This is a genomic window from Pseudomonas sp. GD04158, assembly GCF_029834875.1.
GTDB classification, from domain to species: domain Bacteria; phylum Pseudomonadota; class Gammaproteobacteria; order Pseudomonadales; family Pseudomonadaceae; genus Aquipseudomonas; species Aquipseudomonas hydrolytica.
The window spans coordinates 78,525-94,489 of the sequence record NZ_JAODYT010000006.1; the positions used below are offsets into that span (position 1 = coordinate 78,525).

At 64.6% G+C, this 15,965-nt stretch carries 12 protein-coding genes; 10 read left to right on the top strand and 2 right to left on the bottom strand.

What is annotated here, in order from left to right; translation table 11 throughout:
• Positions 1–237 precede the first annotated feature (237 nt).
• The 3 genes from N7333_RS04310 (at position 238) to N7333_RS04320 (ending at position 4,891) form a co-directional block, all read left to right on the top strand.
• Positions 238–1,833: an isocitrate lyase gene (locus N7333_RS04310; RefSeq protein ID WP_012018723.1), complete on the top strand. Its 1,596-nt coding sequence runs from the start codon at positions 238–240 to the stop codon at positions 1,831–1,833.
• A 288-nt stretch (positions 1,834–2,121) separates the two neighbouring features.
• Positions 2,122–4,125, top strand: coding sequence for a PhoX family phosphatase (locus tag N7333_RS04315; RefSeq protein WP_273265809.1), 2,004 nt, complete (start codon positions 2,122–2,124; stop codon positions 4,123–4,125).
• Between the two features lie 127 nt (positions 4,126–4,252).
• Positions 4,253–4,891 carry a hypothetical protein gene (locus tag N7333_RS04320; RefSeq protein ID WP_279858517.1) on the top strand — a complete coding sequence of 213 codons (639 nt, stop codon included), beginning with the start codon at positions 4,253–4,255 and terminating at the stop codon, positions 4,889–4,891.
• A gap of 18 nt (positions 4,892–4,909) precedes the next feature.
• Here the strand turns inward: N7333_RS04320 and N7333_RS04325 are convergent, their stop codons facing one another.
• Positions 4,910–5,431 (bottom strand): hypothetical protein, encoded by a 522-nt coding sequence (locus N7333_RS04325; RefSeq protein WP_279858518.1) that lies wholly within the window; start codon positions 5,429–5,431, stop codon positions 4,910–4,912.
• 63 nt (positions 5,432–5,494) lie between these two features.
• Positions 5,495–6,898 carry a pectin acetylesterase-family hydrolase gene (locus tag N7333_RS04330; protein WP_279858519.1) on the bottom strand — a complete coding sequence of 468 codons (1,404 nt, stop codon included), beginning with the start codon at positions 6,896–6,898 and terminating at the stop codon, positions 5,495–5,497.
• 500 nt (positions 6,899–7,398) lie between these two features.
• Here N7333_RS04330 and N7333_RS04335 point away from each other — a divergent pair, with 500 nt between their 5' ends.
• The 7 genes from N7333_RS04335 to nuoH all read left to right on the top strand — a co-directional run bounded on the left by N7333_RS04335 (position 7,399) and on the right by nuoH (position 15,957).
• A complete protein-coding gene (locus N7333_RS04335) occupies positions 7,399–7,812 on the top strand; it encodes an NADH-quinone oxidoreductase subunit A (protein WP_003240678.1) in 414 nt (137 codons plus the stop codon).
• 10 nt (positions 7,813–7,822) lie between these two features.
• The gene (locus tag N7333_RS04340) at positions 7,823–8,500 is read left to right on the top strand and encodes an NADH-quinone oxidoreductase subunit B (RefSeq protein WP_003240680.1); all 678 of its coding nucleotides are present in this window, start codon (positions 7,823–7,825) and stop codon (positions 8,498–8,500) included.
• A gap of 62 nt (positions 8,501–8,562) precedes the next feature.
• Positions 8,563–10,344 (top strand): NADH-quinone oxidoreductase subunit C/D, encoded by a 1,782-nt coding sequence (nuoC, locus tag N7333_RS04345; RefSeq protein ID WP_273265818.1) that lies wholly within the window; start codon positions 8,563–8,565, stop codon positions 10,342–10,344.
• A gap of 1 nt (position 10,345) precedes the next feature.
• Complete coding sequence (gene nuoE / locus N7333_RS04350; RefSeq protein ID WP_012018729.1) at positions 10,346–10,858, top strand: NADH-quinone oxidoreductase subunit NuoE; 513 nt, start codon at positions 10,346–10,348, stop codon at positions 10,856–10,858.
• The gene (nuoF, locus tag N7333_RS04355) at positions 10,855–12,201 is read left to right on the top strand and encodes an NADH-quinone oxidoreductase subunit NuoF (protein ID WP_129483598.1); all 1,347 of its coding nucleotides are present in this window, start codon (positions 10,855–10,857) and stop codon (positions 12,199–12,201) included. The genes nuoE and nuoF overlap by 4 nt, the downstream gene beginning before the upstream one ends.
• Before the next feature lie 58 nt (positions 12,202–12,259).
• Positions 12,260–14,968: an NADH-quinone oxidoreductase subunit NuoG gene (gene nuoG / locus N7333_RS04360; protein ID WP_129483599.1), complete on the top strand. Its 2,709-nt coding sequence runs from the start codon at positions 12,260–12,262 to the stop codon at positions 14,966–14,968.
• Complete coding sequence (nuoH, locus tag N7333_RS04365) at positions 14,965–15,957, top strand: NADH-quinone oxidoreductase subunit NuoH (RefSeq protein WP_012018732.1); 993 nt, start codon at positions 14,965–14,967, stop codon at positions 15,955–15,957. The genes nuoG and nuoH overlap by 4 nt, the downstream gene beginning before the upstream one ends.
• The last annotated feature ends 8 nt before the right edge of the window (positions 15,958–15,965 follow it).

The window sequence follows — 15,965 nt, forward strand, 5'->3', positions numbered from 1 at the left end:
GGGGAAGCGTTTAGCGTCAGACAGATCGAAAGATGCAACAGGTGCCCAAGGTTTCCACGAGCCGACCGGCCCAAGCGACCTTATCGAGCTGTTCGCCACATCCCCCCTCCTCGCGGTCAATCCTCGCCCCAGCCGTCTTCTCGCCGTCAAAGTGGAAGCCTCCCGCAGCCGCTGCATCCGTGCACGCATTGCGAGGGTAGTCGGTGCTCAACCAACACATTTTTTGAAGGATTGACCATGTCCGCATATCAAAACGACATCAAGGCTGTAGCCGCTCTGAAAGAGAAGTTCGGCAGCAGCTGGAGCGCTATCAACCCCGAGTCCGTCGCCCGTATGCGCGCTCAGAACCGCTTCAAGACCGGTCTGGAAATCGCTCAGTACACCGCTGACATCATGCGCAAGGACATGGAAGAGTACGACGCCGACTCCTCCCTCTACACCCAGTCCCTGGGCTGCTGGCACGGCTTCATCGGTCAGCAGAAGCTGATCTCGATCAAGAAGCACCTGAAGACCACCAACAAGAAGTACCTGTACCTGTCCGGCTGGATGGTTGCGGCTCTGCGCTCCGACTTCGGCCCGCTGCCGGACCAGTCGATGCACGAGAAGACCGCCGTCTCCGACCTGATCGAAGAGCTGTACACCTTCCTGCGTCAGGCCGACAGCCGCGAGCTGGACCTGCTGTTCACCGCGCTGGACGCTGCTCGCGAAGCCGGCGACCAGGCCAAGGCTGCCGAGATCCAGAACCAGATCGACAATTTCGAGACCCACATCGTCCCGATCATCGCCGACATCGACGCCGGCTTCGGTAACCCGGAAGCCACCTACCTGCTGGCCAAGCGCATGATCGAAGCCGGTGCCTGCTGCATCCAGATCGAGAACCAGGTTTCCGACGAGAAGCAGTGCGGCCACCAGGACGGTAAAGTGACCGTTCCGCACGCCGACTTCCTCGCCAAGATCGCTGCCGTTCGCTACGCCTTCCTCGAGCTGGGCATCGACAACGGCGTGATCGTCGCACGTACCGACTCCCTGGGCGCCGGCCTGACCAAGCAGATCGCCGTCACCAACAAGCCGGGCGACCTGGGCGACCTGTACAACAGCTTCCTCGATTGCGAAGAAATCTCCGAAGCCGAGCTGGGCAACGGCGACGTCGTGATCAAGCGCGAAGGCAAACTGCTGCGTCCGAAGCGCCTGCCGTCCAACCTGTTCCAGTTCCGCGCTGGCACCGGTGAAGACCGCTGCGTACTGGACTGCATCACCAGCCTGCAGAACGGCGCCGACCTGCTGTGGATCGAGACCGAGAAGCCGCACGTTGGCCAGATCAAGGGCATGGTTGACCGCATCCGTCAGGTCATCCCGAACGCCAAGCTGGTGTACAACAACAGCCCGTCCTTCAACTGGACCCTGAACTTCCGTCAGCAGGTGTTCGACGCCATGGCTGCCGAAGGCAAGGACGTGTCCGCCTACGACCGCGCCAAGCTGATGAGCGTGGAGTACGACGAGACCGAACTGGCCAAGCTGGCCGACGAGAAGATCCGTACCTTCCAGCGCGACGGTTCGGCCCACGCCGGCATCTTCCACCACCTGATCACCCTGCCGACCTACCACACCGCGGCCCTGTCCACCGACAACCTGGCCAAGGGCTACTTCGCCGACCAGGGCATGCTGGCCTACGTGAAGGGCGTGCAGCGTCAGGAAATCCGTCAGGGCATCGCCTGCGTCAAGCACCAGAACATGGCTGGCTCCGACATCGGCGACAACCACAAGGAGTACTTCGCTGGCGAAGCTGCTCTGAAGGCAAGCGGTAAAGACAACACCATGAACCAGTTCCACTAAGAACGGTTCCCCTGCTGCGGACCACGCATCCGCAGCAGCTTGTTTGCCTAACTAGCCCCGGCACTGCCGGGGCTTTTTTTATCCCCCGCTTTCGGCACTTGTGCGCGCGGCTGTGGCAGGGGGCGCCATGCGCACCAGCTGTTTGCAGCGGCCTCGGTGCGCACGATGCACCCTGCAGAAAGCCCAACCTCGCAGTTTTGTGCAACAGCGCACAGCCGTTGTCACTATTCCGTCGTTTTCCTTGGTTAGCGTCATGGCTCCGTCGATCAGCCTAACCAGGAGCCCTCCATGCGCAATGAACACGAACAAGACGTGCTATTCGGCAATGGTGATGAACCGCTCAGCAACACTTCCGCCAACCCCCATATCAATGACCTTATCGAAGCCGGCCTGAGCCGTCGCCAGGTCGTCGCTGGCGGCGCTGCGCTGGGTGTCATGGGTTTTCTCGGGGTGGCCATGCCCGGCACCGCCGAGGCCGCCGGCAACCCGCTCAAGGACCTGCTCGAGCGCCTGAAAAAGCGCAGCAAGCGTCTGCCGTTCAACCCGGTGGCGGTGACCCGTGCCGATACCATCACTGTACCGGCCGGCTACAAGGCCACCACCTTCATTCCCTGGGGCACGCCGATTCGCGGCAGCTTCCCGGCTTTCCTCGAGAACGCCGGCAACAGCGCCGCCGATCAGGCCGACCAGATCGGCATGCACCATGACGGCATGCACTTCTTCCCCATCGACGGCCAGCGCGGCGGCGGGCACAAGAGCGACCACGGCCTGCTGGTACTCAACCACGAGTACATCGACGCCCCGCTGCTGCACCCCAACGGCCCCACCCTGATCGGCGGCAAGCGCAGCAGCGCCGATGAGGTTCGCAAGGAAATCAATGCCCACGGGGTTTCCGTGGTGGAAGTGCGCCGTGTGCGCGGCCAATGGGAGGTGCTGCCCAGCGCCCGCAACCGCCGCATCACCGGCGCCACGCCGATGCAGATCAGCGGCCCGGTACGCGGCCACGCCCTGCTCCGGACTCGCTACAGCCCCGACGGCACCGCCACCCGCGGCACATTGAACAACTGCGCCAACGGCTTCACCCCCTGGGGCACCTACCTGACCTGCGAGGAAAACTGGGCCGGCTATTTCGCCAGTGGCGATGCCGAACGCCCGCGTGAAATGACCCGCTACGGCGTGGGCAGCGCCAGCCGTTACGGCTGGGATCACCTGGCCGGCGACGAATTCCAGCGCTTCAACGCCACCCGCCTGGCCGCCGACGCCACCGGCGACTACCGCAACGAGCCGAATCACTTCGGCTGGATCGTCGAGATCGACCCCTTCGCGCCGGAATCCGCCCCGATCAAGCGCACCGCACTGGGTCGTTTCGCCCACGAGGGCCTGGTGTTCGCCCCGGTCAAGCCGGGCCGTCCGGTGGTGTGCTATTCCGGCGACGATTCGCAGAACGAGTACATCTACAAGTTCGTCAGCCGCGGCAAGTACGTACCGGGCCGCAGCAACGGCAGCCTGCTCGACGAGGGCACCCTCTACGTGGCGCGCTTCAAGGCCAATGGCAAGGGTGAGTGGCTGGCCCTGGACATCAAGGACAAGGCCTTCCAGGCGGCCTGCAAGGCTGCCGGAGTGAGCTTCGCCGACCAGGGTGAGGTGCTGATCAACACCCGCCTGGCTGCCGATATCGTCGGCGCCACCAAGATGGATCGCCCGGAATGGGGCGCGGTGAACCCGAACAACGGCGACGTCTACTTCACCCTCACCAACAACAGCTCGCGCACCGTCGCCGACGCGGCCAACCCGCGCCCGGCCAACGCCTACGGTCACATCATTCGCTGGCGCGAGCAGAGCCGCGACTATGCCGGTCGTGAGTTCGTCTGGAGCCTGTTCCTGCTGGCCGGCCCGGAAAGCGACAGCCTCGATCCCAACGGCAAACCGCTGACCGCCGACAATCGTCTGGCCAGCCCGGATGGCCTGTGGTTCGACGATGAAGGCCGGCTGTGGATCCAGACCGACATGAGCGGCAGCCAGCTCGCCAATGGCCCGTTCGGTAACAACCAGATGCTGGTAGCCGAACCGACCACCGGCGAGATGAAGCGCTTTTTGGTCGGCCCCGTGGGCTGCGAAGTCACCGGCATCACCGCCACGCCGGACTTCCGTACGCTGTTCGTCAACATCCAGCACCCGGGCGAAGGCTCGACCCCGACCGATTTCCGCAGCACCTGGCCGGACGGCCCCGGCCGCCGCCCGCGCTCGGCCACGGTGATCGTCACCCGCGAAGACGGAAAACCGCTGTTCTGATCCACTGCCGGCACCCTCTCCCCCTGCGGGAGAGGGTTGTCCGGCGCGTTCATTCGATGCATGGACAGGCAAAGCGCCGTGGCAGCTTCTACGCTGAGAACGCCATCGACTCGCGCAAGGAATGCCCATGCCCCGCTCCACCCTGCTGTTCGGCACCTGTCTCGTTCTGGCCGGGGCCGCCCTGAGCTGGTACTGGCTGCAGCCTGCTGCCCGGACTGCGCAGCAGGCACCTGCCACGCCGCCTACAACCAGCGCCTTGCCGCAACCAGTCGTCCCCAGCGAGCAGCCGCCTACCTCCGAACAGCTGCAGCTGCTGGCCGCCCCACAGGTCAGGCAACAGCAGCAGCGCCTGGCCTTTCATAACCGCTATCGGGACTTTATCGAGCGCGCCGCAGAACTGGACGCCGCAGCCCGCGCCGCCGAGGTGCGCGACCTCGAGCAAGGCATCGAGACGCTGGAGCAGCAAGGCGAGCTGGCCCTGAGCGAGGCGCTGCTGCTGCAACTGGCGCTGATCAAGGCGGACACTCAGGATGAAGCCGCGCAGAAGGCCCGCGGCGAGGCCCTGATACGTCGCTACCAGGCGCTGAGCGCCGAGCGCGAGGCTGCCCAGGCGCAGCGACCGGATCCGCAGTTCGAGCGCTACAAGGCCGAGGAGCGGCGCATCGTCGAGGAAGTCATGGCCCTGCAGAACGTCCCCGACGGCCTCAGCCGTGATCAGTATCTGCGTCAGCGCCTGCAGGAAGCCCGCGAGCGCAGCTATCAGTGATGATGCACTGGCAAGAAGCTACTGATTGCCCGGCAGATGTTCACCGAAATAGCCGCCGAAGAAGCGCAGCCCGAAGTTCATGCCTCTGCGTCCGGACTGGTAATAGGAGCGGTTCTGCGGCGGCACTCTCAGCTCATCAAACAAGCTATCCGCTTCCGAGAAGGCAATCCCGCCGTAGTACTGGGCGACCACGGCAAAGCGTGGGCCTCGTACCCTGCGCAGCACATGGCTGGCCAGCTGCATTGAGTGCGAAGTGATGGCCGACCCGGCCAAATGCTCGAAGTAACAGCGTCCCCAGCCGTTGCGCTGCGGCTCCCATTCCATGATGGCCACCACCGAACAATCGGATATGCCCTCGGTGAAACACCCCGCATACGCCTCGTCTGCCACGTCCCCGCACCAGGGCTGGCTCATCTGCAGATGACGCAGGTCGTTCTTCTCGCGGATGACCAGCGGGCCTGCCGTGGGCGGGAAAGGCAGTGCCAATCCGGCGCGTCCATGGCCGGCATTTCTGTCCTGCACCACGTAGGTTCCCGGCATGGATCGACTCCCTGAATGCTGCTGAAAAAGGGGCGCGGTCTGGCGCCGCGCCCCTGCGTACCATCAGAGCAACTGGTCCAGCAGGTAATACAGCAGATTGAACGGCTTGTTGCGGTCGGCTACGTCGCTGCTCTCGGAAGCATCCAGCACCTGGCCGGTGCCATCGAGCACATTGCTGACGAAGTGATCCAGCTCCAGGTTCTGCTCCTGAATATCGGAGTTGGCGAACTCGATGATGCTGGTGCAGTGGCTTTCGTTGACGTTGCGAAACTGCGGGAAATAGCCGCCGACGTTGCCCAGGTTGGCCAGCTGGCCACGCAGACGGCTGGTGTCGGTGCGCCAGCGCTGCTTGATCAGCGCCTCCTTGGTGGCCTGATCCGGCGCGTTGACGATCTCCGGATAGAAGCGCTCGTAGGAATAGGACGAGTAGTTCAGATCCTGCCAGAAGTGGGTGTGGCCCATACGGTCGCCCGGCAGGTTGCTCGACAGCGCCGGATACAGGCTGCCCAGGTCAGTGCTGGAGAAACCGGGCAGGCGCGCCTGCAGGTACTGCAGCGGCCCCTGCGCGGCATCCAGCCCCCAGGCCTGACGGATCAGGGTCTGCAACGGATAGGAGGGATAAGCCTGGTTGTCGCCGGCCAGCGCGGTGTAGACGGGGCCGGAATCGTTGATCAGGTAGCCACGATTGGGCGCGATGTCCTGACGCAGGTTGGCATAGTTGGTCAGGCTGCCGGCGCCGCCGGCACTGCAACCGGTAGCGAGCATCTGCGTCGGCCGCGGCAGGTTGTCCTTGAGCCAGCCCACCACCGCGCGCATGTTGCGCAGCCCGTTGTGATGCCACACCAGTGGCGGCTGCTGACCTTGCGGGTCTTCGTACACCGCCACCTTGTCGCCGGAGTAGATGTCGCCGGTGCAGTAAGGCACGTAGACCATGTTCCAGTTCTGCGTCTTCACCCGCGTCCAGGGATGCAGGCGCACGACGAAGGGGCTGACCAGACTCGCGCCCGGGTTGAGCAGCGACATGTAGTCGTCGGCGATGCCATTGGGGTTGCGAGCACCGCGGATGCCGCTCTGCCCGCTGCAGCTGGCGTAATCCCAGCAGGCACCACCGCCCTCCAAGTAGATGATGGTGTTGCGGGTATTGGGCACGCGGTTGATGAAGAACTTGTAGGGCGAGCCGTTGCCGCACACGGCACCGGTCTGCGGCGCCATCTGAATGGTCTGCCAGCCGTAGTAGTTACCGGGATTGAAACCGCTGTTGAAGCCGGCCGGATTGGCCAGAAGCGGATAAGGCCCGGTGCGCTGCGCCGGCGTTACCGGATTGTCCGCCTTGGGTGGCGACACCAGATTGCTCAGCGTCTGCCAGAAGTTGTAATCGCCCAGCTCCGCGCTTGCGGGCGCAGACAGGGCCAATAGCAGGACAGCGGGCACGGCACGGTACAAGGACCAAGGTGTGACGACAGGCATGGCAAACCCCTCATGTTGTTCTGGTACGAAGGGTCGGCATACCCAGGCAGGGGCAACTGCGCAGACCCAGCGAATGGTCGGGTACTGCTGGATCAGCGAATGCGTCGCGCGGCGGCGATTCATGCACGCTAGTACAAGATCGCCAGAGTGTCTCAAAACCGAGAATATCTTTTCGGGATGGAACTTAGCCTTCTAATTGCTCTCGGTTATTTCACTGCACGGTTTCTGGTCATGCTTTCGTGCTGCTACCAAAGCCTCAGGCAATTGCGCATTTCGCCGAAGATGATGCTCTCGAAAAGTCCGGCAGACTCAGCGGATGAATGAGTCGGGTGCTCAGGGCCAGCGCTCGGACGCACAAGAATGGGGCTTTTTTTGCTTCGACAAATTTACTTACATTTAACCTGCGCATAGTATGGAGCACATACTTTTGCTCAGGCGCCCTCGCAGGCGCTCATTAGCGACTAGATTAAAAGCCGTTCCTTAGCTCAAGGAGTACCGGCATGCCTGATGTGCCATCGACCCTGTCCCACGACTGGGCCTTTGCTGTCTTCCTGCTCGGAGTGTGCGGGCTCATCGCCTTCATGCTCGGCGTTTCCAGCCTGCTCGGCAGCAAGGCCTGGGGACGCAGCAAGAACGAACCCTTCGAGTCGGGCATGCTCCCCACCGGCAACGCGCGGCTGCGCCTGTCCGCCAAGTTCTATCTGGTCGCGATGCTCTTCGTGATCTTCGACGTTGAAGCCCTCTTTCTCTTCGCCTGGGCGGTCTCGGTACGCGAAAGCGGCTGGGTCGGCCTGGTCGGTGCTACCGTTTTCATAACCATTCTGTTCGCGGGTCTTGTCTACGAGTCGGCGATAGGTGCGCTGGATTGGGCACCTGAAGGACGCCGCAAGCGGCAGGCGAAGCTGAAACAATGAGGCTTTGGCGATGCAATACAAACTTACTCGGGTCGACCCGAATGCGCCCAACGAGGCGTATCCGATCGGCCAGCGGGAGCTCGTGTCCGACCCGTTGCTAGAGGATCAGGTCCACAAGAACATCTACATGGGCAAGCTGGAAGAGGTGCTCAACGGCGCCATCAACTGGGGACGCAAGAACTCCCTGTGGCCCTACAACTTCGGCCTCTCCTGCTGCTACGTGGAAATGACCACGGCCTTCACCGCCCCGCACGACGTTGCGCGTTTCGGCGCCGAGGTCATCCGCGCCTCACCCCGCCAGGCCGATTTCATGGTCATCGCCGGCACCTGCTTCATCAAGATGGCGCCGGTCATCCAGCGTCTCTACGAGCAGATGCTGGAGCCCAAGTGGGTCATTTCCATGGGTTCATGCGCCAACTCCGGCGGCATGTACGACATCTACTCGGTCGTTCAGGGGGTGGACAAGTTCCTTCCCGTGGACGTCTACATCCCCGGCTGTCCGCCCCGCCCCGAGGCATTCCTGCAAGGCCTGATGCTGCTGCAGGAGTCCATCGGCCAGGAGCGTCGCCCGCTATCCTGGGTGGTAGGAGACCAGGGCATCTACCGTGCCGAGATGCCTTCGCAGAAGGAGCAACGCCGCGAGCAGCGAATCGCCGTTACCAATCTACGTAGCCCCGACGAAGTCTGAACCGCCTCTTGCTCCGCAAGAGTCCGGCCCATTCCCTACGTTGACCGATAGCGACCGAGATCATGACTGCAGACACCGCTGTGTCCATACCGCCTTACCAGGTCGATGACCAGGACGTCATCGCCGAACTTCGCGCCCGCCTTGGCGACGACGGCTTCACCCTGCAAGCGACACGTACCGGCATGCCGGTGCTCTGGGTGAGCCGCGAACGGCTGCTGGAGGTGCTCAAATGCCTGCGCCACCTGCCGCGCCCCTATGTGATGCTCTACGACCTGCACGGCGTCGACGAGCGCCTGCGCACCCAGCGCCGCGGCCTGCCGGACGCCGATTTCACCGTGTTCTACCACCTGATGTCGCTGGAGCGTAACAGCGACGTGATGGTCAAGGTCGCCCTCAGCGAGCGCGATCTCAACCTGCCGACCGCCACCGGCATCTGGCCCAACGCCAACTGGTACGAGCGCGAGGTCTGGGACCTGTACGGCATCACCTTCCAGGGCCACCCGCACCTGACCCGCATCATGATGCCGCCGACCTGGGAAGGTCACCCGCTGCGCAAGGACTACCCGGCGCGCGCCACCGAATTCGATCCGTTCAGCCTGACCCTGGCCAAGCAGCAGCTCGAGGAGGAAGCCGCGCGCTTCCGCCCCGAAGACTGGGGCATGAAGCGTGGCGGCGAGCACGAGGACTACATGTTCCTCAACCTCGGCCCCAACCACCCGTCCGCGCACGGCGCGTTTCGCATCATCCTGCAGCTCGACGGCGAGGAGATCGTCGACTGCGTGCCGGAGATCGGCTACCACCACCGTGGCGCCGAAAAGATGGCCGAACGGCAGAGCTGGCACAGCTTCATCCCCTACACCGACCGCATCGACTACCTCGGCGGGGTGATGAACAACCTGCCCTACGTGCTGGCGGTGGAGAAGCTGGCCGGCATCAAGGTGCCGGACCGGGTCGACTTCATCCGCGTGATGCTCGCCGAGTTCTTCCGCATCACCAGCCACCTGCTGTTCCTCGGCACCTACATCCAGGACGTCGGCGCCATGACTCCGGTGTTCTTCACCTTCACCGACCGCCAGCGCGCCTACAAGGTGATCGAAGCCATCACCGGCTTCCGCCTGCACCCGGCCTGGTACCGCATTGGCGGCGTCGCCCACGACCTGCCGCGCGGCTGGGACAAGCTGGTCAAGGAGTTCGTCGACTGGCTGCCCAGGCGCCTCGACGAATACGAGAAGGCGGCGCTGAAGAACAGCATCCTCAAGGCCCGCACCATCGGCGTGGCGCAATACAACACCAAAGAAGCGCTGGAATGGGGCACCACCGGCGCCGGCCTGCGCGCCACCGGTTGCGACTTCGACCTGCGCAAGGCGCGCCCCTATTCCGGCTACGAGCACTTCGAGTTCGAAGTGCCACTGGCCGCCAATGGCGATGCCTACGACCGCTGCATGGTGCGCGTGGAAGAGATGCGCCAGAGCATCCGCATCATCGACCAGTGCCTGAAGAACATGCCGGAAGGCCCGTACAAGGCCGATCACCCGCTGACCACGCCGCCGCCTAAAGAACGCACGCTGCAGCATATAGAAACCCTGATCACCCACTTCCTGCAGGTTTCCTGGGGGCCGGTCATGCCGGCGGGCGAAGCCCTGCAGATGATCGAGGCGACCAAGGGCATCAACAGCTACTACCTGACGAGCGACGGCAGCACCATGAGCTACCGCACCCGGATTCGCACGCCCAGCTTCGCACACCTGCAGCAGATCCCCTCGGTGATCCGCGGCAGCATGGTGGCGGACCTGATCGCCTACCTGGGCAGTATCGACTTCGTCATGGCCGACGTGGACCGCTGACATGATCCAGACAACCAATAGCAGCACGCTGATCCAGACCGATCGTTTCACCCTCAGCGAAACCGAGCGCTCGGCCATCGAGCACGAGATGCATCACTACGAAGACCCGCGCGCGGCCAGCATCGAGGCGCTGAAGATCGTGCAGAAGGCGCGCGGCTGGGTGCCGGACGGCGCCAGCGAGGCCATCGGCGAGGTGCTCGGCATCCCGGCCAGCGACGTCGAGGGCGTGGCCACCTTCTACAGCCAGATCTTCCGCCAGCCGGTCGGCCGCCACGTCATTCGTGTGTGCGACAGCATGACCTGCTACATCGGTGGCCACGAAAGCGTGCTGGCCGAAATGCACAAGCAGCTCGGCATCGGCCTCGGCCAGACCACTGCAGACAACCGCTTCACCCTGCTGCCGGTGTGCTGCCTGGGCAACTGCGACAAGGCGCCGGCGCTGATGATCGATGACGACACCTTCGGCGACGTCCGCCCCGATGGCGTCGCGGCGCTGCTGGAGGCCTATCCATGAAAACCATGACCTCCATCGCCCCGGCCAACCGCGTACCGCGTCAGGAGGAAAGTCACCCGCTGACCTGGCGCCTGCGCGACGACGCCCAGCCGATATGGCTCGAGGAATACCAGGCCAAGAACGGCTACGCCGCCGCGCGCAAGGCGCTGACCGCGATGGCCCAGGCCGACATCGTGCAGACCGTCAAGGATTCCGGGCTCAAGGGCCGTGGTGGCGCGGGCTTCCCCACCGGCGTGAAGTGGGGCCTGATGCCCACCGACGAATCGCTCGATATCCGCTATCTGCTGTGCAACGCCGATGAAATGGAGCCCAACACCTGGAAGGACCGTCTGCTGATGGAACAGCTGCCGCACCTGCTGGTGGAAGGCATGCTGATCTCGGCACGGGCGCTCAAGGCCTACCGTGGCTACATCTTCCTGCGCGGCGAGTACGTCGAAGCGGCGCACAACCTCAACCGCGCCATCGAGGAAGCCAAGACCGCCGGCCTGCTCGGCAGGAACATCTTCGGCTCGGGCTTCGACTTCGAGCTGTTCGTGCATACGGGTGCGGGGCGCTACATCTGCGGCGAAGAAACCGCGCTGATCAACTCCCTGGAAGGCCGCCGCGCCAACCCGCGCGCCAAGCCGCCCTTCCCCGCCGCCGTCGGCGTATGGGGCAAGCCCACCTGCGTGAACAACGTCGAGACCCTGTGCAACGTGCCGGCCATCGTTCAGCACGGGGTGGACTGGTACAAGTCGCTGGCGCGCGAAGGCAGCGAAGACCACGGCACCAAGCTGATGGGTTTCTCCGGCAAGGTGAAGAACCCCGGCCTGTGGGAGCTGCCGTTCGGCATCAGTGCGCGCGAGCTGTTCGAGGAACATGCCGGCGGCATGCGCGATGGCTACCGGCTCAAATGCTGGCAGCCCGGCGGCGCCGGCACCGGCTTTCTGCTGCCCGAGCACCTCGATGCGCTGATGTACGCCGGCGGCATCGCCAAGGTCGGCACGCGCATGGGCACCGGCCTGGCGCTGGCGGTGGACGACTCGATCAACATGGTCTCGCTGCTGCGCAACATGGAGGAGTTCTTCGCCCGCGAGTCCTGCGGCTGGTGCACCCCCTGCCGCGACGGCCTGCCCTGGAGCGTGAAGATCCTCCGTGCCCTGGAGCGCGGCGAAGGCACTCGCGAGGACATCGCCACCCTGCTCGGCCTGGTCAACTTCCTCGGCCCCGGCAAGACCTTCTGTGCCCACGCGCCAGGCGCCGTGGAGCCGCTGGGCAGTGCCATCAAGTATTTCCGTGAAGAGTTCGAGGCCGGCGTAGCCCAGGCGACGACCACGCCCCGCATGCCGGCGGCCGCGAGCTGAACAGACGAATTCCCTTAGCCAGCCGCTTTGATCAAGCGGGCAAACGAAGACCGAAGAAATGGCCACTATCCACGTAGACGGCAACGATTTCGAAGTCGATGGGGCGGACAACCTGCTGCAGGCCTGTCTGTCTCTCGGTCTCGACATCCCCTACTTCTGCTGGCACCCGGCGCTGGGTAGCGTCGGTGCCTGCCGCCAGTGCGCGGTCAAGCAGTACAACGACGAGCATGACACCCGCGGCCGCATCGTCATGTCCTGCATGACACCCGCCACCGACAATACCTGGATCAGCATCGACGATGGCGAAGCCAAGGCCTTCCGCGCCAGCGTCGTCGAATGGCTGATGACCAATCACCCGCACGACTGCCCGGTGTGCGAGGAAGGCGGCCACTGCCACCTGCAGGACATGACGGTGATGACCGGGCACAACGCCCGCCGCTACCGCTTTACCAAGCGCACTCATCAAAACCAGGAACTGGGCCCCTTTATCGCCCACGAGATGAACCGCTGCATCGCCTGCTACCGCTGCGTGCGCTACTACAAGGACTACGCCGGCGGCACCGACCTGGGCGTGTTCGGCGCGCACGACAACGTGTACTTCGGCCGTGTCGAGGACGGCACGCTGGAAAGCGAGTTCTCCGGCAACCTGGTGGAGGTCTGCCCGACCGGCGTGTTCACCGACAAGACCCACTCGGCGCGCTACAACCGCAAGTGGGACATGCAGTTCGCCCCGAGCATCTGCCATGGCTGCGCCAGTGGCTGCAACATCAGCCCCGGCGAGCGCTACGGTGAGCTGCGGCGCATCGAGAACCGCTTCAACGGCTCGGTGAACCAGTACTTCCTCTGCGACCGCGGCCGCTTCGGCTACGGCTACGTCAACCGCGCAGACCGTCCGCGCCAACCGCTGCTGGCCGGCCAGGCCATCGGCATCGACGCCGCGCTGGACAAGGCCGCCGAGCTGCTCGAAGGCAAGCGCGTGATCGGCATCGGCTCGCCGCGCGCCAGTCTGGAATCCAACTTCGCCCTGCGCGAACTGGTGGGCGCCGACAACTATTACAGCGGTATCGCCGCCGGCGAACTGGCCAATATCCGCCTGATCCGCGACATCCTGCAGAATGGCCCGCTGCCGACCCCGACCCTGCGCGACGTCGAGCTGCACGACGCCATCTTCGTCCTTGGCGAAGACGTGACCCAGACCGCCGCCCGTCTGGCCCTGGCCCTGCGTCAGGCAGTCAAGGGCAAGGCCACGGAGATCGCCGCCGGGGCGCGCATTCAGGACTGGCACATGGCAGCGGTGCAAAACGTTGCCCAGCACGCCCTGCACCCGCTATTTATCGCCAGCGTGACGGCGACCCGACTCGACGATATCGCCGAGCAGTGCGTGCACGCCGCGCCGGCCGACCTGGCCCGCATCGGTTTCGCCGTGGCCCATGCCATCGACCCCAGCGCACCGCCCGTCGACGGCCTGGAAGCTGAGGCGCAAGCGCTGGTACAACGCATCGCCGACGCTTTGCTCGCGGCCAAACGCCCGCTGATCGTCTCCGGCGCCTCGCTGGGCGACAAGGCCCTGATCGAAGCCGCCGCCAATATCGCCAGCGCGCTGAAGAACCGCGAGAAGAGCGGTTCGCTGAGTTTGGTCGTACCCGAAGCCAACAGCCTGGGGCTGGCCCTGCTGGGTGGTGATTCGGTCGATGCTGCATTGGACGCCCTGAGCAGCGGCCAGGCCGATGCCGTGATCGTGCTGGAGAACGACCTGTACCGCCGCGCCGAGGCGGCCAAGGTCGATGCCGCGCTCGGCGCCGCCAAGGCGGTGATCGTCGCCGATCACCAGCGCACCGCCACCGGCGAACGCGCCCACCTGCTGCTGCCGGTGGCCAGCTTCGCCGAAGGCGACGGCACCCTGGTCAGCCTCGAGGGCCGCGCTCAGCGTTTCTTCCAGGTCTATGAACCGAGCTACTACGACGCGGGCATTCTGATCCGCGAAGGCTGGCGCTGGCTGCACGCGCTGCACAGCACCCTGCAGGGCAAGGCCGTGGACTGGACGCAACTGGATCAGGTCACCGCCGCCTGCGCCGCCAGCAACCCGCTGCTGGCCGGTATCGAGAACGCCGCGCCGAGCGCCTCGTTCCGCATCAAGGGTCTCAAGCTTGCGCGCGAGCCGCACCGCTACAGCGGCCGCACCGCCATGCGCGCCAATATCAGCGTGCACGAGCCGCGTCAGCCGCAGGACCAGGACTCGGCCTTCGCCTTTTCCATGGAAGGCTACGCCGGCAGCGTTGAGGCCCGGCAGCAGATTCCCTTCGCCTGGTCGCCAGGCTGGAACTCGCCGCAGGCCTGGAACAAGTTTCAGGACGAAGTCGGTGGGCATCTGCGCGCAGGCGACCCCGGCGTGCGGCTGATCGAAGCCGCCGGCAACGCCCTGCCCTGGTTCAGCGTGAACGCTGCGTTCAGTCCGGCAGCCGGCACCTGGCAGGTGGCGCCGCTGCACCACCTGTTCGGCAGTGAGGAAAACTCCGCGCGCGCCGAGCCCATCCAGCAGCGCATGCCCGAGCCCTACGTGGCCCTGCCGCGCGAAGAAGCGGCGCGCCTGGGTGTTAACGACGGCGCGCTGCTGGCCCTGCGTATCAATGGCCAGGCCCTGCGCCTGCCGCTCAAGGTACGCGACGACCTGGCCGTCGGTCTGGTCGGCCTGCCGGTTGGCTTGCCGGGGCTTGCGGCGACGCTTGCCGGTGCCAGCGTGACCCTGCTGCAGGAGGCCGCGCAATGAACTGGCTGACGCCCGAACTGATCGAGATACTGGTCGCGGTGCTCAAGGCCATCGTCATCCTGCTGGCGGTGGTGGTCTGCGGCGCGCTGCTGAGCTTCGTCGAACGGCGCCTGCTCGGCTGGTGGCAGGATCGCTACGGCCCCAACCGCGTCGGGCCGTTCGGCATGTTTCAGATCGCCGCCGACATGATCAAGATGTTCTTCAAGGAGGACTGGACGCCGCCGTTCGCCGACAGATTCATCTTCGTCCTGGCACCGATGATCGCCTTCGCCGCCATGCTGATGGCTTTCGCCATCATCCCGATCACCCCGACCTGGGGCGTGGCGGACCTGAACATCGGCATCCTGTTCTTCTTCGCCATGGCCGGCCTGTCGGTCTACGCGGTGCTGTTCGCCGGCTGGTCGAGCAACAACAAGTTCGCCCTGCTTGGCAGCCTGCGCGCCTCGGCCCAGACCATCTCCTACGAGGTGTTCCTGGCCCTGGCGCTGATGGGTGTGGTGGCGCAGGTCGGCTCGTTCAACATGCGCGACATCGTCGACTACCAGGCGCAGAACCTGTGGTTCATCATTCCGCAGTTCTTCGGCTTCTGTACCTTCTTCATCGCCGGCGTGGCCGTGACCCACCGTCACCCCTTCGACCAGCCGGAAGCCGAGCAGGAGCTGGCCGACGGCTATCACATCGAATACGCCGGGATGAAATGGGGCATGTTCTTCGTTGGCGAATACGTCGGCATCGTGACCATTTCGGCGCTGCTGGTGACGCTGTTCTTCGGTGGCTGGCACGGTCCGTTCGGCCTCCTGCCGCAGATCCCGTTCTTCTGGTTCGCGCTGAAAACGGCCTTCTTCATCATGATCTTCATCCTGCTGCGCGCGTCGATCCCACGTCCGCGCTACGACCAGGTCATGGCCTTCAGCTGGAAGTTCTGCCTGCCGCTGACCCTGATCAACCTGCTGGTGACCGGCGCCCTGGTGCTGGCCGCGGCCCAGTAAGGAGACCC

Coding starts and splice junctions, on each gene's coding strand:
- nuoC (WP_273265818.1), top strand. CDS start 8,563: ATGACTGCAGACACCGCTGTGTCCATACCGCCTTACCAGGTCGATGAC.
- nuoH (WP_012018732.1), top strand. CDS start 14,965: ATGAACTGGCTGACGCCCGAACTGATCGAGATACTGGTCGCGGTGCTC.
- N7333_RS04320 (WP_279858517.1), top strand. CDS start 4,253: ATGCCCCGCTCCACCCTGCTGTTCGGCACCTGTCTCGTTCTGGCCGGG.
- N7333_RS04335 (WP_003240678.1), top strand. CDS start 7,399: ATGCCTGATGTGCCATCGACCCTGTCCCACGACTGGGCCTTTGCTGTC.
- nuoF (WP_129483598.1), top strand. CDS start 10,855: ATGAAAACCATGACCTCCATCGCCCCGGCCAACCGCGTACCGCGTCAG.
- N7333_RS04310 (WP_012018723.1), top strand. CDS start 238: ATGTCCGCATATCAAAACGACATCAAGGCTGTAGCCGCTCTGAAAGAG.
- nuoE (WP_012018729.1), top strand. CDS start 10,346: ATGATCCAGACAACCAATAGCAGCACGCTGATCCAGACCGATCGTTTC.
- N7333_RS04325 (WP_279858518.1), bottom strand. CDS start 5,431: ATGCCGGGAACCTACGTGGTGCAGGACAGAAATGCCGGCCATGGACGC.
- N7333_RS04315 (WP_273265809.1), top strand. CDS start 2,122: ATGCGCAATGAACACGAACAAGACGTGCTATTCGGCAATGGTGATGAA.
- N7333_RS04330 (WP_279858519.1), bottom strand. CDS start 6,898: ATGCCTGTCGTCACACCTTGGTCCTTGTACCGTGCCGTGCCCGCTGTC.
- N7333_RS04340 (WP_003240680.1), top strand. CDS start 7,823: ATGCAATACAAACTTACTCGGGTCGACCCGAATGCGCCCAACGAGGCG.
- nuoG (WP_129483599.1), top strand. CDS start 12,260: ATGGCCACTATCCACGTAGACGGCAACGATTTCGAAGTCGATGGGGCG.